At 40.6% G+C, this 24,808-nt stretch carries 21 protein-coding genes, 1 tRNA gene and 1 pseudogene; 12 read left to right on the top strand and 11 right to left on the bottom strand.

Translation table 11 applies throughout. From position 1 onward, the window contains the following. Positions 1 to 40: 40 nt before the first annotated feature. The 4 genes and pseudogenes from ASV53_RS26125 to ASV53_RS11420 form a co-directional block, all read left to right on the top strand. Positions 41 to 190 (top strand): annotated as a pseudogene (locus ASV53_RS26125) (PTS transporter subunit EIIC); the annotation flags it as partial. Beyond that, positions 176 to 1,276: an EAL domain-containing protein gene (locus ASV53_RS26120; protein ID WP_338091406.1), complete on the top strand. Its 1,101-nt coding sequence runs from the start codon at positions 176 to 178 to the stop codon at positions 1,274 to 1,276. The pseudogene ASV53_RS26125 and the gene ASV53_RS26120, both read left to right, overlap by 15 nt. 217 nt (positions 1,277 to 1,493) lie before the next feature. Continuing rightward, a complete protein-coding gene (locus ASV53_RS11425) occupies positions 1,494 to 1,697 on the top strand; it encodes a hypothetical protein (RefSeq protein WP_094957183.1) in 204 nt (67 codons plus the stop codon). 184 nt (positions 1,698 to 1,881) lie between these two features. Further along, positions 1,882 to 2,145 (top strand): DUF2960 domain-containing protein, encoded by a 264-nt coding sequence (locus ASV53_RS11420; protein ID WP_094957182.1) that lies wholly within the window; start codon positions 1,882 to 1,884, stop codon positions 2,143 to 2,145. 36 nt (positions 2,146 to 2,181) lie between these two features. On the opposite strand, the gene ASV53_RS11415 is transcribed toward ASV53_RS11420, so the two are convergent. The 3 genes from ASV53_RS11415 to ASV53_RS11405 form a co-directional block, all read right to left on the bottom strand. Continuing rightward, positions 2,182 to 2,580, bottom strand: coding sequence for a globin (locus ASV53_RS11415; protein ID WP_094957181.1), 399 nt, complete (start codon positions 2,578 to 2,580; stop codon positions 2,182 to 2,184). 221 nt (positions 2,581 to 2,801) lie between these two features. Further along, positions 2,802 to 3,701, bottom strand: coding sequence for an EamA family transporter RarD (rarD, locus tag ASV53_RS11410; protein ID WP_094957180.1), 900 nt, complete (start codon positions 3,699 to 3,701; stop codon positions 2,802 to 2,804). Positions 3,702 to 3,811: 110 nt separating this feature from the next. Further along, positions 3,812 to 4,408, bottom strand: coding sequence for a methyltransferase domain-containing protein (locus ASV53_RS11405; protein ID WP_062691178.1), 597 nt, complete (start codon positions 4,406 to 4,408; stop codon positions 3,812 to 3,814). A 188-nt stretch (positions 4,409 to 4,596) separates the two neighbouring features. Here ASV53_RS11405 and ASV53_RS11400 point away from each other — a divergent pair, with 188 nt between their 5' ends. Beyond that, positions 4,597 to 4,950: a DUF2750 domain-containing protein gene (locus ASV53_RS11400; RefSeq protein ID WP_094957179.1), complete on the top strand. Its 354-nt coding sequence runs from the start codon at positions 4,597 to 4,599 to the stop codon at positions 4,948 to 4,950. Between the two features lie 133 nt (positions 4,951 to 5,083). Here ASV53_RS11400 and ASV53_RS11395 read toward each other — a convergent pair whose 3' ends face one another. Next, complete coding sequence (locus ASV53_RS11395; protein ID WP_094957178.1) at positions 5,084 to 6,055, bottom strand: TDT family transporter; 972 nt, start codon at positions 6,053 to 6,055, stop codon at positions 5,084 to 5,086. A 693-nt stretch (positions 6,056 to 6,748) separates the two neighbouring features. Beyond that, on the bottom strand, positions 6,749 to 8,914 hold the full coding sequence (locus ASV53_RS11390; RefSeq protein ID WP_094957177.1) for a sensor domain-containing diguanylate cyclase: 2,166 nt from the start codon (positions 8,912 to 8,914) through the stop codon (positions 6,749 to 6,751). Positions 8,915 to 9,232: 318 nt separating this feature from the next. On the opposite strand from ASV53_RS11390, the gene ASV53_RS11385 reads away from it, so the two are divergent. Beyond that, positions 9,233 to 9,322: transfer RNA gene (locus ASV53_RS11385), tRNA-Ser, on the top strand. Between the two features lie 405 nt (positions 9,323 to 9,727). Continuing rightward, positions 9,728 to 10,012: a hypothetical protein gene (locus ASV53_RS11380; RefSeq protein ID WP_094957176.1), complete on the top strand. Its 285-nt coding sequence runs from the start codon at positions 9,728 to 9,730 to the stop codon at positions 10,010 to 10,012. A gap of 118 nt (positions 10,013 to 10,130) precedes the next feature. On the opposite strand, the gene tdh is transcribed toward ASV53_RS11380, so the two are convergent. Together tdh and ASV53_RS11370 are read right to left on the bottom strand one after the other, a co-directional pair. Continuing rightward, positions 10,131 to 11,162: an L-threonine 3-dehydrogenase gene (gene tdh / locus ASV53_RS11375; protein ID WP_062691184.1), complete on the bottom strand. Its 1,032-nt coding sequence runs from the start codon at positions 11,160 to 11,162 to the stop codon at positions 10,131 to 10,133. Between the two features lie 26 nt (positions 11,163 to 11,188). Further along, positions 11,189 to 12,385, bottom strand: a complete 1,197-nt coding sequence (locus ASV53_RS11370; protein ID WP_094957175.1) for a glycine C-acetyltransferase — start codon at positions 12,383 to 12,385, stop codon at positions 11,189 to 11,191. Positions 12,386 to 12,595: 210 nt separating this feature from the next. Here ASV53_RS11370 and ASV53_RS11365 point away from each other — a divergent pair, with 210 nt between their 5' ends. Continuing rightward, positions 12,596 to 13,507 (top strand): LysR family transcriptional regulator, encoded by a 912-nt coding sequence (locus tag ASV53_RS11365; protein ID WP_062691186.1) that lies wholly within the window; start codon positions 12,596 to 12,598, stop codon positions 13,505 to 13,507. Positions 13,508 to 13,548: 41 nt separating this feature from the next. Here ASV53_RS11365 and ASV53_RS11360 read toward each other — a convergent pair whose 3' ends face one another. Continuing rightward, positions 13,549 to 14,526, bottom strand: coding sequence for a zinc-dependent alcohol dehydrogenase family protein (locus ASV53_RS11360; protein WP_094957184.1), 978 nt, complete (start codon positions 14,524 to 14,526; stop codon positions 13,549 to 13,551). Positions 14,527 to 14,682: 156 nt separating this feature from the next. Here ASV53_RS11360 and ASV53_RS11355 point away from each other — a divergent pair, with 156 nt between their 5' ends. Together ASV53_RS11355 and ASV53_RS11350 are read left to right on the top strand one after the other, a co-directional pair. Continuing rightward, complete coding sequence (locus ASV53_RS11355) at positions 14,683 to 15,570, top strand: LysR family transcriptional regulator (RefSeq protein WP_205049199.1); 888 nt, start codon at positions 14,683 to 14,685, stop codon at positions 15,568 to 15,570. A gap of 291 nt (positions 15,571 to 15,861) precedes the next feature. Continuing rightward, complete coding sequence (locus ASV53_RS11350) at positions 15,862 to 17,127, top strand: SGNH/GDSL hydrolase family protein (RefSeq protein ID WP_094957173.1); 1,266 nt, start codon at positions 15,862 to 15,864, stop codon at positions 17,125 to 17,127. A gap of 97 nt (positions 17,128 to 17,224) precedes the next feature. On the opposite strand, the gene ASV53_RS11345 is transcribed toward ASV53_RS11350, so the two are convergent. After that, positions 17,225 to 18,574, bottom strand: coding sequence for a winged helix-turn-helix domain-containing protein (locus tag ASV53_RS11345; RefSeq protein WP_094957172.1), 1,350 nt, complete (start codon positions 18,572 to 18,574; stop codon positions 17,225 to 17,227). A 473-nt stretch (positions 18,575 to 19,047) separates the two neighbouring features. On the opposite strand from ASV53_RS11345, the gene ASV53_RS11340 reads away from it, so the two are divergent. Further along, entirely contained in the window at positions 19,048 to 20,229 is a 1,182-nt protein-coding gene (locus ASV53_RS11340) for an autotransporter outer membrane beta-barrel domain-containing protein (RefSeq protein ID WP_094957171.1), read from the top strand. 140 nt (positions 20,230 to 20,369) lie between these two features. Here the strand turns inward: ASV53_RS11340 and ASV53_RS11335 are convergent, their stop codons facing one another. Continuing rightward, positions 20,370 to 21,824 carry an HD domain-containing phosphohydrolase gene (locus ASV53_RS11335; RefSeq protein ID WP_094957170.1) on the bottom strand — a complete coding sequence of 485 codons (1,455 nt, stop codon included), beginning with the start codon at positions 21,822 to 21,824 and terminating at the stop codon, positions 20,370 to 20,372. A gap of 325 nt (positions 21,825 to 22,149) precedes the next feature. On the opposite strand from ASV53_RS11335, the gene ASV53_RS11330 reads away from it, so the two are divergent. After that, positions 22,150 to 22,425 carry a hypothetical protein gene (locus ASV53_RS11330; protein WP_062691193.1) on the top strand — a complete coding sequence of 92 codons (276 nt, stop codon included), beginning with the start codon at positions 22,150 to 22,152 and terminating at the stop codon, positions 22,423 to 22,425. Between the two features lie 137 nt (positions 22,426 to 22,562). On the opposite strand, the gene ASV53_RS11325 is transcribed toward ASV53_RS11330, so the two are convergent. Beyond that, positions 22,563 to 24,743, bottom strand: a complete 2,181-nt coding sequence (locus tag ASV53_RS11325) for a cadherin repeat domain-containing protein (protein ID WP_094957169.1) — start codon at positions 24,741 to 24,743, stop codon at positions 22,563 to 22,565. Between the last annotated feature and the right edge of the window lie 65 nt (positions 24,744 to 24,808).

Here is a 24,808-nt window from a genome sequence, read left to right as displayed (position 1 = left end):
GGCTCGGAGTTGTGTATAAGAGTCAGGTGGTAATACCTTTAGATTGGTTATTTGTATGTTACTTTTTTCGAAAAGTAGTGGTTATAAAATACTAGCTAAGGCTGTGTTTGTTCTCGCTGTGTTTAATATTAATGAACCACTATTATTCGGTATCCCGATCATTTTCAACCCTATTATGTTAGTGCCATTTATATTAGTGCCACAAGTTAGCCTTATTATTGCATATCTTGCTTTCTGGGCTGGTTGGGTGGAACCGATAAATGAGGTTAATAGCTGGCTGTTGCCACCTTTATTAAGCGGTTATTTATCAACGGGCGGAACAGCTGGTGGCGTCATATTGCAAGTTGTCATTTTAGTGGTGGGTGTGGCCATGTATTATCCATTTTTCAAAGTAATGGATACACGTAGCGAAGGAATTGACGTTACACGCATCTTTAATCGACGCTTTTTTGTTAATAGTGATATGGCAGTTAAATCTAAGTTAGCTAGTTTCATCCCTTCTATGCAAAGTAACTTACAAGCGCAACGTGATGTAGAAAGGCTAAATGCAGAAGGTGAAATGATTCTGTATTATCAGCCACAAGTTGATGTAAAAGATGGCCAGATAGTCGGTATGGAAGCCCTGTTACGTTATCGGACCCGCAATGGTGACATACTACCACCGACGTTTATTCAATCCTTCTCACAGCTTCAGATGATGCCTGAACTTGATTATTGGGTGATCGAACAAGCAATACAAGCAACGTCACCTTATCGCCGTCGGCCTGGTTTTTTACTGTCGATCAATGTGTCATCAGATACAATTCTGACAAAAGGCTTTGTAAAATATCTCGATAAACTGATCATTGGTAGCTCTTTAAAACATGAGCAGATTGAGATTGAAATTACAGAAGAACTGCTCGTCTCTGATGAAGTAATGACAGCCGGAGTGATAAACCAACTAAGAACTTTAGGTGTATCGGTTGCCTTGGACGATTTTGGTACCGGTTTTTCTTCTTTAGCATACTTATCACGGTACGACTTCGACAAGATTAAGGTTGATCGCTCTCTGGTCCAGAAATTGGATACAGCAAGGGGCAAAGAGTTACTTCGTATTGTTGTTGAGCTTGGTAAAGTTACCAATGCTAAATTGGTTGTTGAAGGCGTAGAAACACACGAAGAGCTTCAATATATATCCTCCTTAGGTGTGCGCTATGTTCAAGGGTTCTATTATTACAAAGCGATGCCACTTGATAATATAGTAACCTTAATGGACACTGAAATAGTGGGAGTTTAATAGTAAATAAATTGAACTAATTGATTCTGAATGAGCGTTGAATATATACAATCTAATCTCACGTGGATGTTAATATTCAACGTCCGTTAAGTTTCACTTGCTACTCTTATTATGTAACAAAAATTCAATTTTGATATTATTAGTTGTCAATCTGTAACAGGGAGTATTCTATATTCGAGACTGTTGTAGATATTGACTCTTTAATTAAGGTGGTTTTATGAAAAAACTATTAGCTTCCGTATTCTTGTTTTCACTCTTCTCTACTAGCGTAATGGCAAATGACGTTCAGGGTGAGCAAACGGAAAATATTAACCCGACTATTTGTGCATCTGCTCAGTTGAATAAAGATAGCAATAATATGGACGGGAGCGATGTTGCAAACTATTTGTCATGTAAACGTAATAATATGATTGAAGAATAACATGATATTTTATCAGTACAGAAGGGTAGGCTTGAGTGTTTACCCTTCATGTCATCTTTATAATTCAAATGATTAGCTTCGACGTCTTGTGTTCATTAGCGTATTTTTGACGCTGAAATTTATTTTACAGAATGGCGCTAAATAAGGTAAAGTCTGCGCCTATTTGTAAAATGAGTTATGACTTATGTCTCGTACGATTCTTTATACCTATAAGAAGCAGGAAAAAACACTGACGTTTTCATACGATCAGTACCGCACGATTCAAGAAGCGGTTGCTGCTGAAGAAGGTATTGATTTAACAGCTTTTCTTAAAATGGAGCAGCAAGTAGAAGCGGTTTCAAAATCAGCGAAAGCAGCGAAAGATTACCGTGATAACTACTTTAAAAAGCTAGGTTTTGGCCGTATTACGCTGGCACAAAAAGAAAACCGCGGTGTTGGTCATAAATAATCACGACCTATGAGTGGTGGGGTAGTTGCAGGGCAATTACCCACATTCTTTACGCATAATCTGCAAACCATCTTCAAAACAATGTTCCCATGCATCTCTAACGGTTTCACTGAAGTCAGGATCGCAGATCGCGACGGCCTCTAGTAAACACATGAACCAAATCGTTAAGTCATCTTCACTGATACCAAGCCCATTTTTGCCATGGCGTAATGCGTAGACTTTTACACTTGCCCGAGCAGAATCAGAAGTAGATGCCAACATAATGATCATTAATGATGCCTTCATCATGGTCATTTGCTTTTTCATATCGACACCATCAAACATACTCTTGAACTTTTCACCTTTTTCAAAAAATTTATCATAAAAGATTTCAAGAAAGGCTTCGTTACGATTGCATCGTTCGTAACTGTCGTTAAACATCTGATTAAAATCCATATTTTTACCTAATACATTAGGAGGTAACAAAATCATGACTGTTGACTATAAAGGTATTGGGTAAAAGCATGAGTTGCGAATTCAATAGTGAATACTGTGACGGATATATGATAGTGAGCGAGAAAGGTGAGTGTTATGAATGCTATAACTGTAATTTAAAATAATAAATGTGGATGTTACCTGAACCGAAGATTGCATCGGCTCAGGTAGAACAATCGGTATTAGGCTTGTAAGCGTTTGCTTCGTTTAAACATTCTTAATATAGCTTCTAGTGTACACAATAGTAACCCTAGCCAAATAAGGCCAAAGCTGACCGCTTTCACGCCATCAAATATTTCATTGAATAAAAGTACAGCTAACAAGAATTGCAAGCTTGGCTCGATGTATTGCATTAAACCAACCATCGTCAGGCTGGTGCGGTTAATTGCTAAGGCGAAAAAGACCAAAGGTGCCAATGTTACAGGTGCTGATCCGATATAGAGTAATTGCGTACCAAAATCTGCACTTAATGCTGTGCTTGTGCCCTGACTGTAACCCCATAACAAATACAGGATGGCAAAAGGTGCGAGTATTGCAGACTCTAAAGTGACAGATGTCATGGCATCAAAACGGATATTTTTCTTACATAAACCATAGAGTGCGAAGAAGCTGCCCATGATTAGGGATATCCAAGGCAATTCACCGTAATGCCATACTTGATAGGCAATCCCTAGCACACCCAATACGACAGCCATCATTTGTGCGAGAGACAAGCGCTCTTTCAAGAAGATCACAGCTAACGCAATGGCAAATAAAGGGTTAATGAAAAAACCTAGGCTAGCGGCTAGTACTTGCCCGTGGGTCATCGCCCAAGTGAATGCATACCAAGACACGCACATAATTAAACCAGCAATGACAGTCATGATGAGCGATCGTTTATCTTGCCAAACAGAAGATAATGATGGCAAAGGCTGGCGCAATACCCAACAGATTAACAGCATAGATGGCACGGAAAATATAATACGTAGAGCGAGTAAATCGTTAATATCCGCACCTGGCAGATATTGGTAATACAAAGGCAGTAAGCCCCATAGCACAAACGAGAAAGCGGCTAGTGCATTACCCGCACGTTGAGATTGCATGAGTAAACCATAATAATAAAGTAGTCAGGAATTATGCGATTTTGTCATTAAAGTGCATTTTCGAGAAGCTATTTATCATACATTTTGATGAAAAATAATCAGTTTTCGGATTACTTTTTTAATGCCGTCACTGTATAGACAGTCCAATAACGTTGTTCGCCAGTTAACTGAGAAGAGCGTTCTCTTTTTTCTTGCCAGGCGATGACATAGAATCCCTCTAGTAAGTCTTCTATCTCTTCTTTGGTATGGGTAAGAATCGGTAATTTTTCATCGATTCCGATGTCATCTTTGCCAATAAAATGCCCGCAAAAAATACCGCCGCTAAATAGACTTTTCACCATATTTTTCCAAAAAATAGCAAACTCATTGGGTTCACTATAGAACAAGCAGGCACTTGCATTGACTAGGTGAGATCTGGGGAAGTGGTATTCACCGAAAGAGCTGATTTTGACGTCAAGCATAGGGTTTGATGCCGCTAAGCTGTGTTGTGCCAATTTTTCGATTGTGGGTAAGTCTTTATCAAAAGCATAAACTTGAAAACCTTGTTCAAGCAAATACAAAGCATCACGTCCTGCGCCGCAGCCACAATCAACAGCAATATTCATTGATTGCCGCTCGCCAAGAAATTGATTTGCTTCAACTACGTGTGAACGTGGTGGAAGTAATGATTGCGTGTTGAGGTAGCTCAACCAGTCGACCGTAGCCATAACTCGCCTTGTTGTGACCAAAATGCTCACTAAGTATAACGACTAGCTAAGGCCATGATTGCTCACTTTTTGGACATAAGGTGCTAGTTGCAAAATTTGGTCATAATAACTTCACGTTTTACTCGTAATTTTTGATAAAATAAGCTTCAATCATCGCCAATTTGGCAACGAACAGTAGAGAGAAAATTATGACCAAGTTAACGTCGGATATCCAAGCTAATCAGGATCTATTCGTGACTGAAAGCCAAGAGACACGTTTTGTTTGGGGTCTTTGTAATGAAGAAGGTGATTGGCTAGCCGTTGACTCTTCTGAATTCGAAAACTCAGAAGTAATGCCATTTTGGTCAAACAAAGAAGATGCACAGACTCATTGTGTTGATGAGTGGGCTGAATTCCGCGTTGCAGAATTACCGCTAGATATCTTTGTTGAAGACTGGATGATCACTCTTGCTGAAGATGGTGTTCTAGTGGGTCTTAACTGGACTGATCAACTTGAAGGTGGCGAAAAAGAGCCATCTGATGTTGTAAAGCTTTACATCTAATTAGCGCACCTTGTTAATAGCGGTATGCTAGTGACATTGTACATGCTCTAAGACCCAAACGGTTCTGAAGTGATTCAGAACCGTTTTTGTTTCAATAATAATTAGAGTGGTAGAAGCGGTATTACTCATAGGGCTATGAAAGTGATGGCTTAGGGGATGTTCTTGATTGATATTGAGCATAGTAATAACGACCATATTGATAGCTCACCCAAGCAACCAGTCCTGTCGCCACTGTGATTTCTAATAAACCGAGCTTTTCTAGCCATGCCCACTGTGGAAAATCTTCAATCAAAAACTGCTTTAAACGCTCACTTGCAACGGCGCTGATCACTGACGGAAAGGTCACAGCGGCAAGCGAGGGTTGAAAGCGCTGCTTTAATAAGTCGAAATAGCATAAGTACACCAGAATAGTCATGGTGATCCCCACGCCAGCGAGAGCTCCAGTTAAAATCAGATCGGGTTCTTGTACGTTCAGTAGATATGCAGCGAGAGATAAATTTACCGGGGCAGCCATGATAGCCAGCGTTGGGCGTGCCTTTCTTGGTAAGCGACCAGCAAAGCACAAACGGTAGAGTACAACGGGTAACATAATGAAATATAGGGTAATGCAAATGTCTGTCATGGCTAGCGAGAAGGTGTGATGGCCAATCTGCACGCCTGCTAATGTGCCGCTAATTGCCCCAACTGGGTATAAAAACCAGCTCGGGTACATGTGGATCAAGCGGAAATTACGCAACTGAAAATAAAAGAAGCACACCAGCATGACAAAGTGGAGTGATAGTGCTGGATACCAGAGTAATCGGGCGCTATAGATATGGATTGATGACAAATAATCAGCGAGCACCAACAGCGTCATTGTCATTGGTGCCATTAAACTGCCATAGAGCGGGTGTTTTAAATCTTGAAGAAATAAGCTTGGGTTGAGTAAATACTTTAATAGAACGGGACAGAGTAAACATGCACCTATAAAGGCAAAAACACTGCGTAGGGCATGTGAATAGTCAGGTATAAATAAAGACCAAGCAAGGCCTAGGCCCGTCGTACCAAGAGCGAGTGCCGCCTGTGCGGTAGGAATGCGTTGTAATCGGTACCCCAAACGTGCCATTTATGCTGTATTACCTGGTAAAGATGAAAAGATTTTGACGATATTTTACACTAGATACGGCGTTAAATTCATGCGGTAATCGGCAATAATTGCTTTTTATAAGGTATTTCAATTGCTTAAAATTGCCTTTTTCAAAAGGTGATCAAAGCCGTAAAAAAGCATTATTTAATTTGCTAAAAGCCAGATTTATGACCATATTTATAGTGAACCTGCAATGAGTTGTTTCTTAGCGTTTCGGAGGAAAGCTGTTTTAATCTGTCTCAAGGGTGTGGGTTCGGATGTAAAGAGTGGAAAATGTACTCTTGCATCGTCAAATGCATCAGTAGTGATTTAGCTGATACATTACAATTTGGATAGCAACAAAAAACCAAAATACTTCTTCGCTAAATTATAGCGCTCGATCAACGATTAACGTTACGAGCACGGCAAACTCAACGTAGTGAGTGGCGAAGCCTGATATAAAGTTACATTTGTTACAAGAGACATAGCAACATAGCTCCACGTACAATGTTACATGAGTCAAGATGTACAATGTTACCGTACACGAAACATGATAGACAGTAACAAAGTAGAGTAACAAATGGCCTTGAGTGTACTTTAACTAGGTAGACTAAGGATCAAAACACACAAGCCGCACTGCAATGGTGCGGCTTTTCTATTTAGAGCATTATAAAATCAAATCCGATTCTATCACTAAGAATTCGTGCATGTGGCTGTTAATGTGTGGCTATCATAAGCAACAAAGGTGTTTCTACTTTGTGTTTTGGCATGATAGAGGGCCTCGTCTGCATACTGAATCAAACCATTTATATCCATTTCATCAGTATTGCAGTGCCAGCAGTAGCCACCAATAGAGAGGGTGATGGTTGAAGCGCATTTTGACGCTTGATGCGGAATAGAGAGTTGTTCAACAGAGTGCTGTACTTTCTGTACTTTATGGTGACTTGCTTCAAGTGATTGCCCATATAGCATGACGAGAAATTCATCACCACCGAAGCGGAATACGTAGTCATCATTTCCTGAAAACTCGCGTTTGAATATTTCAGAAAGTTGAACAAGTACCCTGTCACCTTCGTGATGACCATAGTAGTCGTTATAACCTTTGTAAAAATCAATATCGATCATTAGGCAGGTGATTGGCTGGGTTAAGAGCCTCGCTTTGTGCAATAACTGCGGAACCACTTTCTCTAATTCATAACGGTTGAGTAATTGTGTTAGTGGATCTTGTCGTGACAAGGTATCTAGCTTGTGATTAATGATTTCAAGCTCTAGCTGCTGTTTCTGCAGTACTTGTGTTTGACGCTGGTTCTCAAGTGAGACTGCAATAAAACTGGCGAGCTGCTCGGCAAGATCACAGTGATAACTTTGGTAAAGGTAGGCGGTTCTGTGCTCTAAAAAGAGCGCACCAATCGTTTTATTATTTAAGTTTATGGGTGTCACGATTGCAGACTGGTTACGTTCGCCATCACCAAAGTACATCTGTCGATCTAAATGGGTGAGGTTTATATAAGTCGAAACTTCTTTCTCTGAGCTGGTATTTAAGAGTAGCGTTTTTTGGTGGCGAATACTGTAAGCACCTAAACTTGAAGTATTTTCGCAGCTAATTGTAAATGGCGTGATGAGCTTACTGTTTTCAATGAAGTGGTTGTAATTAAGCACTTGCTTATCTTCATTATAAAGAGCAATTCCGAAGACATGAATTGGGATGATTTTGTTTATTTGATTATATACATCAAGCAGGCAGTCATTGAGGCTATTCACGGTGGCGATATTTTGACCAATCTGTGTGATGATCTTCAAATTACTGTGTAACATTTGCAGTGAGCTATGTTCGCGCTTTTGTGCGCCGAGTTTAAGAATACTTTCTATATATTCTGTCTCATTGCTGGTTGCACGTTTCAATTCTTGGTTGGCAAGATCAGCCTGTTTCACAATGGCTTCTTTTTCAAGTTCGGCTTCACCATGTTGTTGGTGAATTTCAGCCTCTAGCCTAAATAGCTTAATTCTTAGCTGATAGTTTTGTTCTTGATGAATGAGTAGTTGTGCTTGATGGCATCGCTCTAAAGATAAATCAAGTTCGTCCGATGCTTGTAAGAGTAGGGCGTAATGATACAAATTGTCACTGCGGCCCATGTATTCGTATGTTTCTAGAAAACAAAGATCAGCTTTACGGTAGTAATGCACAGCGGTGCTATCTTCACCTTTTAATGTGAGTAATCGTGCTTTGTATGCATATGCAAACCCCTTAGAACGGGAACAATCAAGTGCTTGGGCAATATCGATACTTCGTTCTATATGAATGAATGCATTGTCCAAGCAACCTAAATGTCCTTCAGCCAATGCAATATTATCAAGCGCAAGCGTTAAACAACTTTGCTCATTATTTGCTTCTGCAACTTCAACTGCTTTTAGGCAATATTGCTTTACTCGTTCAAAATCACCAAGTGACAGATAGGTATCACCGACATTGAGGTTGAGCAATAATTTTAAATTCTCGTCTTCAATAGTGTTATTTTGCCGGGCTGCAAGAAAATGCTTCAAGGCTTGGTGATATTGACCGATAAGAGAATAAATTGTCCCCAGATGAACATCGCAATACAGGTGTAATACCATATTGCTATTAGAGCTGCAGAGGATCTGGCAATGGATGAAGTATGGAATAGCCTTCTCAATAGTATGGCTACGATAAATATCGTAAGCATTTAAAAAGCTACTGTATTCACCTGGTAGCTGGATACTTTCAGCTGAAATCATTTGGTTAATTTCTGCACGCAGCAGCTTAACAGCATCATGCTTTGTTGATTGCTGAAGACGTGTCAGTTTTGTAAGAATGAGAGAAAGTGTACGAGCTTTACTCATGATACCAATCCATGCAGATGAATATACCCTGCCCCATACAGGATGACATATTGTAATAAAGAGAGACAGACAATAGTATATTTAATTATTAATATTGTTGTATTTATTAATAATTTAACCTTATTCACAAAGTATATATTGCTTCCATATGTGCGTAACAAATATTGCAACAATAAGTTGTATATGTGATCTGTATTTATACTACTGACTGCCTATTGGCTGGATTGGTATACTGAGTGGCTGTTAAATAAGCATATGATTTTTAATCTGAACTTAATGCTTTACAGGCTGAGAGTCGGGCAGTATTATACGCCGCATGGAGAGATGGCTGAGTGGTCGAAAGCACCGGTCTTGAAAACCGGCGGCGGTTTATCCCGTCCTAGGGTTCAAATCCCTATCTCTCCGCCATATTAAAGAAAGGCGCTAATTTATTAGCGCCTTTTTTACGTTTGAGCGAGCGTGAAAAGGGCTGGTACTTAATCAGCGATACCCAAAGCGCTCCACAACATTCAAAGAAACCGCTGAAATTTCAGCGGTTTTTTTTCGTCTGAATTTTATGAATTAGAGCTAGGTTGAAGAACTCTAGAGCAGGGTTCACTTGAGCGAAGCGAAAGCACATTGCCCGTGCCGCGAGCTTACGGGCAGTAAACGTCTATCTTTCCGCCATATTCAGAGAAGCCCAGCAGAAATTATGTTTTTTTGTTTGTAGAGCCAAGTCATATAAGCTTATGTACCTAATATTATAGCCGTAATTTCGCTTCTAAATGTGATTTATCAAGCATATAGTCACGATTGTTCATATAAGGAGTGGTTATGGCTAAGTATCAGTTTTTCTGCAAAGGTGACAACGAAAAGGCATTTACGTTTTTAAACCCTGAATCAGACACTTTCTTAGAAGAAAAAGATCAATTACTTGAGCAAGGCTTTGAGGTAGAAGGGGACTATATTTACGCTGATACACAAGAAGAGGCGATAGAGAAGTTTAAATCTAACTTTGTTTATTTAACGCAAGAGTATGCAGCGTCAACTGGTGCTGGCGGGGTTTATTTCTTATTTTCTGAAGCTTATAAATACCTAAAGGGTGTGGTTAAGAAGTAGCAAGTACGCCCTGACTGAAGATTGATCTTACTTGTTTTTTATTCGAAAGAAAAAGCCCTAGAACTAGGTCCTAGGGCTTTGCTGTTCTTAATCTAGATTTAGTTAAACCCGTGCAGGCTTATTCCCAATCTAGGATTACTTTACCTGATTGACCAGAGCGCATAGCATCGAAGCCTGCTTGGAAATCATCAATTTTATAGTGGTGAGTGATGATAGGTGTTAGGTCTAGGCCTGATTGGATCAAGCTTGCCATTTTGTACCACGTTTCAAACATTTCACGACCGTAGATACCTTTGATCACCAAGCCTTTGAAGATAACTTGGTTCCAGTCGATACCCATGTCTGATGGTGGAATACCTAGCAGGGCAATCTTACCACCGTGGTTCATGCTGGTTAGCATGCTGTTGAATGCTGATGGGTTACCAGACATTTCAAGACCCACATCGAAACCTTCAGTCATGCCAAGGTCTGACATTACGTCTTCTAACTTCTCGTTTGCTACGTTAACTGCGCGTGTTACGCCCATTTCACGAGCAAGACCAAGACGATATTCGTTCACATCAGTGATAACAACATGACGCGCACCAACGTGGCGTGCAACAGCAGCAGCCATGATACCGATAGGACCAGCACCTGTGATTAGTACGTCTTCACCCACAAGATCGAAAGACAGTGCAGTGTGAACAGCATTACCAAACGGGTCAAAGATCGACGCTAGATCGTCAGAAATTTCAGCAGGGATCTTGAATGCGTTGAACGCAGGGATAACCAAGAACTCAGAGAAAGCACCAGTACGGTTTACACCAACACCGGTTGTGTTACGGCAAAGGTGAGTACGGCCGCCACGACAGTTACGGCAGTGACCACATGTGATGTGACCTTCACCTGAAACACGGTCGCCAATGTTGAAGCCGCGAACTTCTTGACCAATACCAACAACTTCACCTACGTACTCATGGCCTACAACCATAGGTACTGGAATTGTTTTTTGTGACCATTCATCCCAGTTGTAGATATGAACGTCAGTACCACAGATAGCTGTTTTCTTGATGCGAATAAGCAGATCGTTATGACCCATTTCAGGTTTTTCAACCTCGGTCATCCAAATGCCTTCTTCTGGCTTCAATTTAGACAGAGCTTTAATTTTCATGTTATTTCCCTTACTACTATCTGTGATTATTTAATGATTGCCATATCGCGGCCAACTTCGATGAACGCATCAATTGCGCGATCAAGCTGTTCACGAGTATGTGCTGCAGACATTTGGGTACGAATACGTGCCTGGCCTTTAGGAACTACTGGGAAAGAGAAACCTACAACGTAGATACCTTTCGCAAGTGAACGCTCTGCGAATTCTGCCGCGACTTTTGCATCACCTAGCATGATTGGAATGATCGCGTGATCAGCACCGCCCATAGTGAAGCCAGCCGCTTCCATGCGAGTACGGAAGTGTGCTGAGTTTTCCCAAAGTTGGGTGCGAAGATCGCCAGACTCAGCAAGCAAATCAAGTACACGAATTGAAGCTGAAACGATTGCAGGAGCAACTGAGTTAGAGAATAGGTATGGACGAGAGCGCTGACGTAGCCAGTCGATTACTTCTTTTTTGCCTGCTGTGTAGCCGCCTGAAGCGCCACCCATAGCTTTACCTAGCGTACCTGTAATGATATCGATACGGTCGATAACATTGTGGTATTCATGTGTACCGGCACCGTTTTCGCCCATGAAGCCCACAGCGTGAGAATCATCAACCATAACGAGTGCACCGTGCTTTTCTGCAAGGTCACAAATAGCAGGAAGGTTTGCAACAACGCCGTCCATAGAGAACACGCCATCAGTTACGATTAAAGTGTGGCGTGCGCCAGCTTCTTTTGCCGCAATCAATTGTTGCTCTAGCTCTTCCATGTTGTTGTTCGAGTAACGGAAGCGCATTGCTTTACATAAACGAACACCATCAATGATAGAGGCATGGTTTAGTGCATCAGAAATGATTGCGTCTTCTTGACCAAGAATGGTTTCAAAAAGGCCAGCATTAGCATCAAAGCATGATGTGTAAAGGATAGTGTCTTCTTTACCTAGGAAAGTAGAAAGCTTTTCTTCAAGCACTTTATGTGAGTCTTGTGTACCACAAATAAAGCGCACAGATGCCATACCAAAACCGTGCTCATCCATGCCTGCTTTCGCTGCTTTTACAAGCTCAGGGTGGTTTGCAAGGCCAAGGTAGTTGTTAGCACAGAAGTTTAATACTTCTTCACCAGTAGAGATTGAAACGGCTGCTTTTTGAGCTGAAGTAATGATGCGCTCAGATTTGTATAAACCTTCACTTTTTACTTCTTCAATTTGATTCTGGATCTGTTGATAGAATGCAGTGGACATAATCCAATTCCTTCCTAGTCATTATAGTAGTAACGTCCTGGTCGTTACTGTGTTGTAGGGACAGCTGTAAATGCTAATTATCAGCGTTCATTAGCTATTCCCTCATTGTAATTGATTGCCATTAAGAGGATTATCCCTCAAGATGGAAAAACATTAATGAATCTAAGGCACAAATAAAAATGTGTACTGAGACATAGAGCACAGAACATCATGATTAGTACCAAACTCATCGCGTTATTACCGGATTTAGCCGCTTTTATTCTAGTTGTGAATGAGGGGAGTTTTACTGCTGCAGCAAAAAAGTTGAACGTAACGCCATCGGCTTTGAGCAAACTGATCACGCGTTTAGAGAAAGCATTGTCAGTAAAATTGTTTGAACGTACTACGCGTAAGCTGATTATCACCCAGTCTGGACAGCGGGTGTATGATCAAAGTGTTGTGATGGTGAATGCAGCACAGCAAGCGGTAGAATTATCGACCTCTGATCATACTGAACCTGCGGGATCGATAACCGTTGCAGCACCTGAGGCCTTTTTAAATTCAGTATTACAGCCTTTTGTTGTGCCGTTCTTAAAACGCTATCCAGAAATTCAATTAAAGCTGCGAGCCGCCGATGGGGATATTGATTTGTTTAAACACAATGTCGATGTTGCTTTTAAGCTGACAGATAAGCCTGATGAAAATCTAGTGCTGAAAGAAATTGGGAAAACCAACCTTGTGTTGTGCGCAAGCCCTGCATACGTAGAAGCAAAAGGGCTCCCCAGCCATCCGACTGACTTAGCTGATCATGATTGTTTGTACCTTGCGGAAACTGAGCGGGATCATATTTGGGATTTCTTGAAAGACGATGAGTTTCATACTGTCGCGGTTAGTGGCCGTTATGCTGTTAACCACTCTCAGATGCGATTGAATGGGGTGAAGAATGCATTGGGTATCGGTATTTTCCACGGTTTTGTTATTGCCGATGCTTTAGCTGATGGATCTGTGGTGCCTATTCTAGAAGACTGGACAATCAAGAGTAACTATCATGGGGCAATTGCAATGCAGTACCCACAAACGAAATACATGCCAGCTCGTTTGCGGGTATTTATTGATTACATGACAGAGCATTTGCCGTTGTAAAAAGGCAGTGTGCTTTTATATCAATAGACTTTCGCGGGTTACTACATATCTAATACGATTTTGCCTACTGCTTTACCTGATTCTAAATGTTGATGCGCTTGAGCCACTTGCCAGATTGAAAAACGTTTTTGGTCCAGCAGCGGTTTGATCTCGCCATCATCTACTAGCTTTGCAACTTTTGCTAATATTTGGCCATGGCTAGCGCGGTTTTTACCGTGCACCAGTGGGATCAGCATCAGTATACTGTGGAAGCTTAAGCTTTTTAGTGCCACTTGCAGGACATCAGCAATCGGTAGGGTGGTCGCAACAGCGCCATTAAATCGGGCAGCTTCAAAACTACGCTGAATGTTATCGCCAGCAACGGTATCAAATATAGCGTCGAATCCTTCTCCATCTGTGTATTGTTCGACGTAATCAGCAACACTTGATTGGGTAAAATCAATAATGTTATCGGCACCAAGTTGTTGTGCTATCGCTAAGTTTTGAGGAGCTGATGTCGCTGAAACGTTCGCGCCAAAATGTTTAGCAAGCTGAATAGCAATATGGCCGACACCACCTGTTGCACCGTGGATAAGCACATTATCATTGGTTTTGATTTTTAGTTTATCGTGTAGCGCTTCCCAGGCTGTAATCGACACTAACGGGAGCGCAGCGGCTTCACGCATTGACAGTGTTTTCGGTTTTAATGCGATTAAATCTGCGTCTACTAACATATATTCGGCAAGTGCACCGTCTGTACCTGCGATACCACCTGCGCAGCCATACACCTCATCGCCAACATTAAACTGAGTAACACCTTCACCTACCTGGGTGACGATACCTGCTACATCACCATGCAAGATACTTGGCAAGTTTTCAGACCAAGGCGTATCGCTAGAGCGAAGCATGGTATCTAGTGGGTTAACACTGGTCGCCTTCACTTCAAGAATAAGGTGACCGGGCTTTACACTTGGTGTTGGGTAATCGACTTGTTGGAATACGTCGCTAGCGCCTAATGTGTGAACAACCATCGCTTTCATAATATTTGCCTTGTAGATAATTTGTTTCGTTTCGATGGCGGCCATCATACGTTTTGCACAAAAAACAAAAATATAGCTACGAGCAAGTCTGTTTTGCTTTTTAAGCAATAAAAGGGTAGTTTTTCCTGAATATAGACATAAATCTACGGTATTAAGATGATCACTCGGCTTCAATATTTCAATTGCGTAGTAGAAACGGGCAGTATTTCGGAGGCCAGCCGCCTGTTTGATATTCAGCCATCTTCTGTTTCTCGTCAGTTGGTTGCATTGGAGGCTGAACTGGGCGTGCGGTTATTAAACAGAACCACACGAAGTGTGGGATTAACAGAAGCAGGGCAGACGTTCTATCGCTATTCTCAGCGTGTAGTTGCTGAACTTGAGGAAGCAAAAAAAGCCGTTAATGATCTTCAAGAAAGCCCAAGAGGGCACTTAAAAGTCAGTATGACGGTAGGTTTTGGTGAGTGTGTTGTGCTTCCTTTATTACCTAAGTTTCGTCAACAATATCCAGAGATAAACGTAGAACTTGAATTAACAGAACGTGTTGTTGATTTTGTTGACGAAAATATAGATATAGCCATTCGCAGTGGGCGCTTGCCTGATTCCAATTTAATTGCGAAACGCCTAGCCGATAATAACTTCTTGCTGTGTGCGTCACCCGAATATTTATCGGGGAAACGGGATCTTCAATCACCGACACAATTAGCTGATTTTGACTGTATTCGCTATGGTTACGCAGGGTGGCGGGATTGGTTTTTAATGGACGGTGGCTCACCAACGCGGTTGCAAATAAACCCTAACTTAACGATAAATACGGTTAATGGGCAGAAGCAGTTGGTATTAAATCATGCAGGATTAGCATTATTACCATTATGGGCAGTGCATGATGAGTTACGTAAGGGCACTGTGATTCAAGTATTGCCAGATTTTGTTTTTAGTCCTTACGACGTAATGAGTTCTACCTATGCACTTTATTTAAAACGTGAGTTAGTTTCTCCTAAAATACGGGTGTTCATTGATTTTATTAGCCAGCATATCAATGGGTAATGTGTGGCTCAATGGTGGAATAAGTTGGCATTACGATTAATCCATTAAGACCTGCTTATTTGTTTTTAATGGATTAAATATTCATCTGTTTGTTATGGGGTAATTTTATATTTCAATATTTGGCATAAGCATCACAGTTGGTATCAATTAATTATTATTATCAACAGAAAATGGTCGCTATAAGCAATATAGTGCGATGCTATATACGGTGATTTAGCTTTCCCTGATACCTGTAGATAGTTTAATTCATTGCATAATCCATTGTGGCACAATTATGATGCGAGCCTATTTATGAATAAAATGATAATACCGCTAACTTTCCTCTTTACTACCACGCTAACAGCGACTGCGGTAACAGCAAATGATGTTCCTGTTACGCCAGAAAGTATTTCTTATGCGCAAGTTCAAAGTATTCAAGGTGCAGAAACCTATACTTACGTAAAGTGTTGGTATCGTCCAGATACAACTCATGATGATGTGGCAACAACATGGGAGTGGGCATTAGATGCAAATGGTGATTATTTTACGCTGCCAGGTTATTGGTACTCTTCTGTCTCATTTAAAAACATGTTTTATACTGATACCCCGCAATCTGTAATTAAAGCGCGTTGTGACAGTACGTTAGGTGTGACGCATGATACAGCGGACATGACGTATTTTGCTGCAGATACAAGAATGTCTTATAACCATTCAGTTTGGACTAACGACAGTGCTGAACAGCTTGATACGATTAATAAAATCATCAGTTTTGGTGACAGTATTTCAGATACGGGTAATTTATATAATGGTTCTCAGTGGATTTTCCCGAATCGGAATGCATGGTTCTTAGGGCATTTCTCCAATGGATTTGTCTGGACTGAGTATTTAGCAGAATCGAAGGATTTGCCACTTTATACTTGGGCTGTTGGTGGCGCAGCGGGTACAACCAAATATGTTGCACTATCAGGCATTCATGATCAGGTTGATTCTTATTTAACCTACATGAAAATGGCGAAGAACTATAATCCACAAAACAGCCTATTCACGATTGAGTTTGGCTTAAATGATTTTGTGAATTACAACCGAAGTGTTACCGATGTAAGTAACGACTTTGACCGTGCTTTGAAAAAGTTAATAGCTAACGGTGCGAATAATATCGTGGTGCTAAATTTACCTGACGCAACAAAAGCGCCGCAATTTAAATACAGCGATCCGGAAGATGCGAAAGTGATTAAGGCTAAAATTACCGCATTTAATCAGTTTGTTGCTCAAGAGGTCATGTTATTCCGTATGCAAGGTGTCAATATTACACTGTATGACACCAGCACTTTGTTTGAGAATTTAACGAAAGACCCTGCTCAATATGGTTTTAGAAACGCGCAAGATGCTTGTTTAAATATTAATCGCAGTTCGTCATTTGATTATTTGACTAGCCATTCACTAACCAATGATTGCGCGAGTTACGGTTCAGACAGTTATGTTTTCTGGGGTGTTACTCACCCAACAACGCAAACGCATAAAGTGATTGCGGAACAGGTTGAGCAATCTGTCTTTAAATATTATAACTTCAAGAAGTAGTCATTCAATAAGGATGGCTGGTTGTAAGGGAATGGAAAGGGGGAGCTAATGCTCCCTCTTTTTGATCTTGTGACGAGAGCTAGGAATAAAGTCCAAGCTATCTATGGATCTGCACCTCAGTGGTACTTGTCGAGGGCTCTTGGCATGTGCCGAGCTTGAGATAATCAGTACACACTTCAAAATCTGCCAACGAAGAAATTTCTGACTGCATAATGTGTTCTTTATTGAACCAGAAAAAACCATCTAGTTCTGAGTACCATAAAGTAAGCCCATTTTGACGATACAGCATGTAAGTAATAATCAACGATTTATTGTTAAAGTCTGTATTGATACGTTTCTCTAAACTACCTGCTGGACCATCGCTCAGTTTATCAATGTCGTCATTTGGCAAAAACGTATGTGCGCAGGTTACGGTGAGTGTCGCTTTTGCAATGAACGGTGCTTTGCTTGTGGTCGACACAGTGACTTCACCTCCATTAAATGCTAACGGTGTGAATCGGCCTTTTTTGTTGAATTTCCTATAGAAAATAGCGGTATATGTCCAGCTAAAATCCGCGGTTTTTTGAAAGTATAATTGGCTCAGGTTTGGTATAAATTTGCCATTATCAATATAAAGATTGTATGACTTTGCAGCATTTTGAATGTTTTGTTCTTTGTATAGCAAAGGAACACTTAAACTTGATGTTGTGTTTTTTGCTAACTCTTGCCAAAACACATTGATATCTGCATGGCCAAAAGAAATCGCTTGGACTGATGATGGAATGCACTGGCCGTCATCATTTTTCTCGCAATATGCAATGGAGTAGTAATCATCCATTTGGGCGATGAAAAATAAGCGCTGATCTAATGTGGTCGGTGTCAAATAAGCGGAGCTATTCTTTTCTAAAAAATCTAATTTATCTTGTGATTTAGCAAGATAAACAATGCTGCTATTTTCTTTAGTATGAGTGACCTTGTAGAAGTAATCGAACTTAATATGTGTCTTCCATGTTGAATACACGGCGAATGCAATAATTACTGTGAAAAGACTAAATACAGCAATTATTTTATATTTTAGCGTGTTGTTTGTTTGAACAATTGTTGGAGAAGGGCCATTACTGATATCGTTTGTTGGTGGTAATATCGTCTTGGCTTTTATTTGGTAACCAACACTGGATACTAGCTCAATGAACTCACCTTTTTCTGTCTCTCTCAATTTAATGCGCAAGTTGCGAATAGTTTGAAATAAAGACGTTCTAGCGACGGATTTATGCGGCCAGCCAGCTTGTAGCAACTCATCAAAAGACACCACCCGATAAGCATTTGCGATCAAATAATTTAATACTTCTCGTTCTGCACGGTTTAGGCTTACTTCTTGCCTTGATGTAGATAGAGTGCGTGTTGAGCAAGCATAAATAAATTCAGCACCTACTTGGTAATTGTCATATTTTATTTCTTTATCAAGCATGTGATTTCTATTCTTGTTGCGTCATTGTTTTGATGGCTAATAAATAGACTAATTGTTATTTGCACATTGAATGCAGGGGGCTGCATTTAAGTATTCTGTGAATATAATATCACATCAAACCTACATGGTGGTAATGTTTATCGCGGCGGGTCAAAAATTTGTCGTAGCCTTTGGCTTAAGGTAAAAAAACTATGCGAAGGTGTTTAACTATTTAATTCAGTAGCTTGTTATCGCTCGTCGCCAAAACGAGACTGTTATTCTGGGCTTATATCGAGATTGATAGGCGAGTTTTAAGGGCTGTGTCTATGCTTAATATGTTGCTTTTACAGTCGATATTTTCACATGAAGGTGAAGTTTAAGTTGTATGCACTTATGTTCATTTACATCTTAAACAGTCTAAGCTGCGTTGATAAATATGCACCAGAGAGTGCAAAAAAGTTCAGCTTCAGTTGAAGTCTTTTAGGGGCGTGTTTATGATTTTCCATCGTGTATACCTGCGTGTGCCTTTAATCTGGGTTTTTTCCCTGTATGCGCTCTGTGCAGTCGCAGAAGACGATATTAGTTTATCGGAAGGCATGTATAAGGCGATTTCGTCTAGTCTTAAAGGGGCAGTAGCCGACTTTCGACATGATGAATATAAAACACGATCTCAACAATCTACTTACACTCCTTATAGCCGTGTTAGCAATATCAATAATTCGCTCTCGTCTTCGGATTCATCACTTAGCTATTCCTCTACCACTCAGTCGACGAACCTATCAAAAGCCGTGCTATACAGCGATGGTGGCTACGGTCGAAAAGAGCAATCTCGATTAGATGCTTATGTACGTATTGATCAAGATGTAAGACCGAATCAGTCTACCACGAATGTCCAATTTGAAGATGGGTATGCCGTGACACTAGGTGGAGACTATTTACTAAACGAGCATTATTTGTTCGGGGTTGCCCTTGGATTGCCTTATTACCAAGGGGAAGCCAATCAAGCTGATATAGAAATTGATGCGCTAATGGCATCGGGGTATTTCAGTTACTTCCAAGACAGCTGGTATATTGATTTTAGTGCGAGTTATGCCGTAGTTGATACCGATATCGAACGTCGTATTTCGACGTTCGATAACTCGCCATTTTCACAGCAAGAAAAAGCCGATTCAGATGTATGGGTCTTCTCATTAGGGGCTGGGTACTTAATTAATCACCAGTATTGGGACATTGCACTTGAAAGTTCATTACAGCATATCCTCTCAGATACCGACCGCTACACTGAACGGCCTTCTCGCGGTAATTCTAATTACCTGCTTTCTACTGTTGAAGATGTGAATGCGTTAGGTTCTAGCATGTTGATTTCAGGTGCGAGTTTTACCTATCCGTTCCGAACTAGCTTGGGTTTATTCCAGCCTTATGTACGCGGTTATGTACATTATGACTTTGATAGTGGCGGTCAAAAAATCATTAGTCAGCTTCAAACTGAGCACTATGGATCTTCGTTACCCATAGTGATTAAATCAGACGATCAAGTCTTTGGGCGCGTGCATGTTGGTATGGCTGGGCGCTTTAATAATGATTGGTATGGTTATGTTGAGGCGAGTTCGTTAGTTGGGCTAAATGAGCTGGATGCACAGCGCTTCACGCTTGGTATTCGCTTTCAGCTGAAATAACTTAACCGTTGATTCGCCCAATTAAAAGTAGCACTTTTATTAATGATTTAGCTATTAACTTTGGCGAGTGTAATAACAAGTATAGGCCTGCTTTCAAACAGGCCGAGTGTGGAACAATCAGTACTCAGTTGCTATCAACACTAAGCCGCTAGCGATACATTATCTTGATAATTACGGGCAATCTGAATAAATTCATTCTCACTCTCCAAGAAGGCTTCGACGACTTGTGGGTCGAAGTGAGTTCCTTTACCTTGCAGTATGATCCCTTTGGCTTTCTCATGGCTAAAAGCGGGCTTATACACACGCGCTGAAATTAACGCATCGTAGACATCGGCTAGTGCCATTAGGCGGCCAGAGAGTGGAATGTCACCGCCCATTAGTCCTGATGGGTAACCACTACCGTCCCACTTTTCATGGTGAGAAAGAGCAATCTCTCGCGCTAGCGTTAAGAAGCTTGAACTCCCCATTTGTTTTTCAGCGGTCGCCAGCGCTTCTGCCCCGATCACAGCATGTGTTTTCATGATCTTAAACTCGTCGTCTGTTAGCTTTCCTGGCTTGAGTAAAATAGCGTCAGGAATACCCACTTTACCAATATCATGAAGTGGTGCTGATTTGTAGAGTAGTTCAATGCGTTCTTCGGTGAGGTAATCACGAAAAGTGTTTCGATGCTTGAGCTGATTAGCTAAAGTGCGGACATACTCTTGCGTACGTAAAATGTGCGCACCAGTTTCGTTGTCTCTGGACTCCGCTAAGGCAGACAAGCCAACAATTGCAACGTCACGGGTGAGGTTTATTTCATCATAACTTTTTTCTAAGCGGCTCAGCATTTCATTTGTATAGTGCGCGATTTTCCCCATTTCACCGTGTTGTACAACAGGTACTCGAACCGTCAAGTTGCCTTTTGCAGCTTGTTGTAATACTTGTTGCTGATTAATAAGCAATAGGCGCAACAGCTTTAACCATTGATACATAATTAATGCGGTATAGCCGAGCAGTATAATAGCGACATAAACAAACTCTTTGATGATACTTATGATTGCAACACGAGGGCCTGTAATCGCCACATTCTGAACGAGCCAATGCACATCTTTAAGCATAAGTAGGCTAAGTACCACTGTGAGTAAAGTCACCACAAAAAGCACAGTAGCTGCCATTTTAAATGCAAGCGAATGACGGTAGCTTTGAATATCGGCAAGCTGCCTGACATCAATTGTGCGTGGGTAATGCAGAATCTGACCATAAAGAGAGAGATCTAGGCTGATTAACACCCCAAGGCTGGCAATACCAAAGAGCACCTTTAAGGCACTTTCAACGGGGAAATCATGAAAGAAGCTATACCACAGGGACAACCCTATAGCCCCAGTGGCAAATATGATCATATTGTGAGTAACGCAAAGAAGGCTATCGTCACTTTTCAGCCATTTTGAGCGTAGTAAAAATATCAAAGTGAAAGTAATGAAGGCATAGAGTCCAGTTTGCCAACCAGCCAGAGAATCAAGAAATGGACAGACTCGCTCCCCATACAAGCTAAAAATACCAGCTGCAAAAATGTAATGGATCGCAGCGCGTTTTGTTAATTGCTGTTCAGTAGTCATTATTGTTTATTATTAGTACGAAAGCGCAATATTTTAACAAAGTGTTAAAATAGGGTTATTTGATTAAATCCTTAGTAATATCATTACGATAGAAAATAATTTTTGGCGCAATAGGTTAATCATGGCTACATGTTACGGTTTTATTACTGTATTAGCGACTTTTTGCTGCGTCCTTTTTTGTTGTTTTGTACAAAATATGTATCACATTATTGCTCGAACACTGCTGGCTTCAACTACACTTACCCGTAACAAAAAAGCATACACTTATGTCTATGTTTTTATGGTTGGCATTTGTACTAGTTAGTGACTTATCGCTGAGGTTAATATGGATAGTTCAGATCATGATGGCATTAAGCGTGACATATCAGTAAAGGTTACTGATATTTTTGATAATTTTGAGGAGGAAAATAACCGTCTTCCAACTATGGAAGAATTTAGGACTATTTTTACAAATCATGCCGAGCAGTACATAGGCCCGATGGATGAACTCGCCATCGAAGGGATCCAAGAAACGCTAGATAAGCATCAATATCGAGAGCAAAAACTATGGCGTGCAGCAAATGAACTTGAATCAGAACAACGTTGCCTACGTTCTGATTAGCAGTACTGAATAATATAGCGACATCTTGGCTCTTGGCGGTACTCCCAGTTACCGCCTTTTTTGAGCGTTCTAGATATGGAAAAACCGAATAGCAATATGCATACTCGGTTTTCCATATTATGGATTCACTGTTAAATCTAGATGCTAAATCTCAGGTTAACAGTATTCCATTCATAGACTTTACGCATTTTACTTTGAGCATCCGCATGGATGGATTCTAGGTATCCTTGCTTATCTTCATCTAGTTTATGGTATTCAACGTATGAACCACCTGTTGGCGTATCAATAAAGTTGAATTTACCTGCGCGATAAATAACCAGCGGATCGACGAGTTCCCACTCTCCAGCCGTTAGGTTGTGGCTATCCAGTAGAGTAAATTTAGTAAAATAGTGGGCACGTTCACCTTCTGTTTTACAGTCATTTTGTCCATCTGTATCAAAATTGATAGCCATATTTGGCATTAATGAACTGCTATCATTGTAAGTTGACTCACAACCATCATAACGGTTAATTACAATACGAACTGCCGTTCTTGCTTTGATGTCATCGTTACCCACTGGTTTGACTCTCAGAGATGCAAAAAAACCATTGCCGTAAGTTGCTACGTCAGTCTGCGTTGGTAAGTAATGATTGTCATAACCTTTTAAGTACAATGAACTTCGCAATAGCCCACTATAGCGAGGACTATTTAGCTCACTTTCAATCACTTGAGACTGGTTACTACTAGAAAAAGTTAATGTGTAATCTTTATCTGACGCACCTGCTTGCGGAGGGTGAATGCGAATAACACCTTGATCCGCTTGTTCAGATCCACTTTTTGCAGCTTGATACTTTTCACTTTCACTTTCTGTGACTGCAAATCCAATAGAAAATGGATAATCTTGAATGTCAGAAATAGTGCCTAAACGAGTGTTGAAGTTATAACTATAACGCGAACCAGGTGATCCTGATTGGATAAAGGTTCTTACGCCGTACTGCTGAGACGTCACTTTTACCGATTTCTTTTGCTCTAATGGGGTGTAATACACATCAAGACTTTCCACCTTAATACCAGGGTGCACTTCTTTTAGCACTTTAAGGTAGCTTTGCCCATTTACAGGTTGGTAGTTACGAGATGTACCTTTATAAGAAATGTATACAGTGCCAGGTGATTTTAACTCGATGTAACCATTTGAATTATTAGACACTTCAGCAATTGAAGTATTATCTATAGTGAAGTTAAGATCCCATAATTTACGTGAAATTTTAGGTTGAAGGAATTTATCTCCACCAAGAGCGATCTCAGTTGGATATTCAACAACTAAATCAGCTTTGGCTTGATGAACAATAGCTGTAAACGTTGTTTTAGACTCAGCAAAGCTTTCATTGCCACTGTCACTAACTTCAATGGTTGTATTACCCGCATTGTTAACTGTCATCAGACCTGAGGTACTGTCAATGCTGACTACATCAGTCGGGCTACCGCTTTTTATACGGTAGGTAACCGTGCCTTTTTTACCTTCAACCGTTGGTGCAGCAATAGTTTTTGGAGCAATTTGATAGGTTGTTGATACTGACTGTGTTGAAAGCGTTAAGCGGTTATCTGCTGGCGTGATATTTATCTCAACAGTTTTCTTTTCTGATTCTTTATATTGGTCATCTTGTGGCCAGTATAATTCAAGTGTTGCTGAACCCGCTTTGTTAATGTTTAGTGTTTTATTAGTCTGGTTTAATGAAATAGCGCCATCGGAATTAGCTTTTACACTAATAACGGGTGCTGTCGTTACCGCAGCACTATTTTCTGAGTAATCGTACAGTTCTGTAAACTTAATCGAGCTTGCAGAATATTTTTGATTAACTGGTTTAACTGTAAAAGCACTGCGGTTCGCACGTTCAACATGGACTGTTAATGTTGTTGTTGCTGTGTTGTATAGCTCTGATATATCAGTAATTCCAACTGTGGTAATACCGGCTTTCAAGGTTGTAAGCTTATTACCATCGACACGTAAGATACTGGTATCTGAAGGTTTAAGCTGTAATGTACCTTTTTGACCTGGAATCGTAACAGTATGCTCAGAAGTTGAGTAAGTGTAGTTAGTCACTTGAGGTGCCAAAGATGGATGATCTGCTTTCACTACCTCAAAGGTGACGAGATCAGATGCATCGACATAGTTGTCACTCTTGTCTGTTACTTTTATTTCAACTGTACCCAATCCGGTTGTTAGGAAAGAGCCATTAATGTTGCTGAAGTTTCTGATGTTATTACCAGATACAAGCTCGTAGCTTAACTTACCAGTTTGATTTGCCAGATGTAGTTTGGGTTGTTGTGTAGTGGTCAACTAAAATTGGTCACGGTTTTAGAGCTTTCCCAATATAATCGTTCTGACTCATTGGGAGTTAGACC

This window comes from Photobacterium sanguinicancri, assembly GCF_002265265.1.
Taxonomy (GTDB): domain Bacteria; phylum Pseudomonadota; class Gammaproteobacteria; order Enterobacterales; family Vibrionaceae; genus Photobacterium; species Photobacterium sanguinicancri.
The sequence above is the reverse complement of the archived record's forward strand: the minus strand, read 5'-3'. Positions and strand labels throughout refer to the sequence as shown.

Bases quoted from the DNA above. Each gene is read 5' to 3' on its own strand.
- ASV53_RS26120 (WP_338091406.1), top strand. From the start codon at position 176: ATGTTAGTGCCATTTATATTAGTGCCACAAGTTAGCCTTATTATTGCA.
- ASV53_RS11425 (WP_094957183.1), top strand. From the start codon at position 1,494: ATGAAAAAACTATTAGCTTCCGTATTCTTGTTTTCACTCTTCTCTACT.
- ASV53_RS11420 (WP_094957182.1), top strand. From the start codon at position 1,882: ATGTCTCGTACGATTCTTTATACCTATAAGAAGCAGGAAAAAACACTG.
- ASV53_RS11415 (WP_094957181.1), bottom strand. From the start codon at position 2,580: ATGGATTTTAATCAGATGTTTAACGACAGTTACGAACGATGCAATCGT.
- rarD (WP_094957180.1), bottom strand. From the start codon at position 3,701: ATGCAATCTCAACGTGCGGGTAATGCACTAGCCGCTTTCTCGTTTGTG.
- ASV53_RS11405 (WP_062691178.1), bottom strand. From the start codon at position 4,408: ATGGCTACGGTCGACTGGTTGAGCTACCTCAACACGCAATCATTACTT.
- ASV53_RS11400 (WP_094957179.1), top strand. From the start codon at position 4,597: ATGACCAAGTTAACGTCGGATATCCAAGCTAATCAGGATCTATTCGTG.
- ASV53_RS11395 (WP_094957178.1), bottom strand. From the start codon at position 6,055: ATGGCACGTTTGGGGTACCGATTACAACGCATTCCTACCGCACAGGCG.
- ASV53_RS11390 (WP_094957177.1), bottom strand. From the start codon at position 8,914: ATGAGTAAAGCTCGTACACTTTCTCTCATTCTTACAAAACTGACACGT.
- ASV53_RS11380 (WP_094957176.1), top strand. From the start codon at position 9,728: ATGGCTAAGTATCAGTTTTTCTGCAAAGGTGACAACGAAAAGGCATTT.
- tdh (WP_062691184.1), bottom strand. From the start codon at position 11,162: ATGAAAATTAAAGCTCTGTCTAAATTGAAGCCAGAAGAAGGCATTTGG.
- ASV53_RS11370 (WP_094957175.1), bottom strand. From the start codon at position 12,385: ATGTCCACTGCATTCTATCAACAGATCCAGAATCAAATTGAAGAAGTA.
- ASV53_RS11365 (WP_062691186.1), top strand. From the start codon at position 12,596: ATGATTAGTACCAAACTCATCGCGTTATTACCGGATTTAGCCGCTTTT.
- ASV53_RS11360 (WP_094957184.1), bottom strand. From the start codon at position 14,526: ATGAAAGCGATGGTTGTTCACACATTAGGCGCTAGCGACGTATTCCAA.
- ASV53_RS11355 (WP_205049199.1), top strand. From the start codon at position 14,683: ATGATCACTCGGCTTCAATATTTCAATTGCGTAGTAGAAACGGGCAGT.
- ASV53_RS11350 (WP_094957173.1), top strand. From the start codon at position 15,862: ATGAATAAAATGATAATACCGCTAACTTTCCTCTTTACTACCACGCTA.
- ASV53_RS11345 (WP_094957172.1), bottom strand. From the start codon at position 18,574: ATGCTTGATAAAGAAATAAAATATGACAATTACCAAGTAGGTGCTGAA.
- ASV53_RS11340 (WP_094957171.1), top strand. From the start codon at position 19,048: ATGATTTTCCATCGTGTATACCTGCGTGTGCCTTTAATCTGGGTTTTT.
- ASV53_RS11335 (WP_094957170.1), bottom strand. From the start codon at position 21,824: ATGACTACTGAACAGCAATTAACAAAACGCGCTGCGATCCATTACATT.
- ASV53_RS11330 (WP_062691193.1), top strand. From the start codon at position 22,150: ATGGATAGTTCAGATCATGATGGCATTAAGCGTGACATATCAGTAAAG.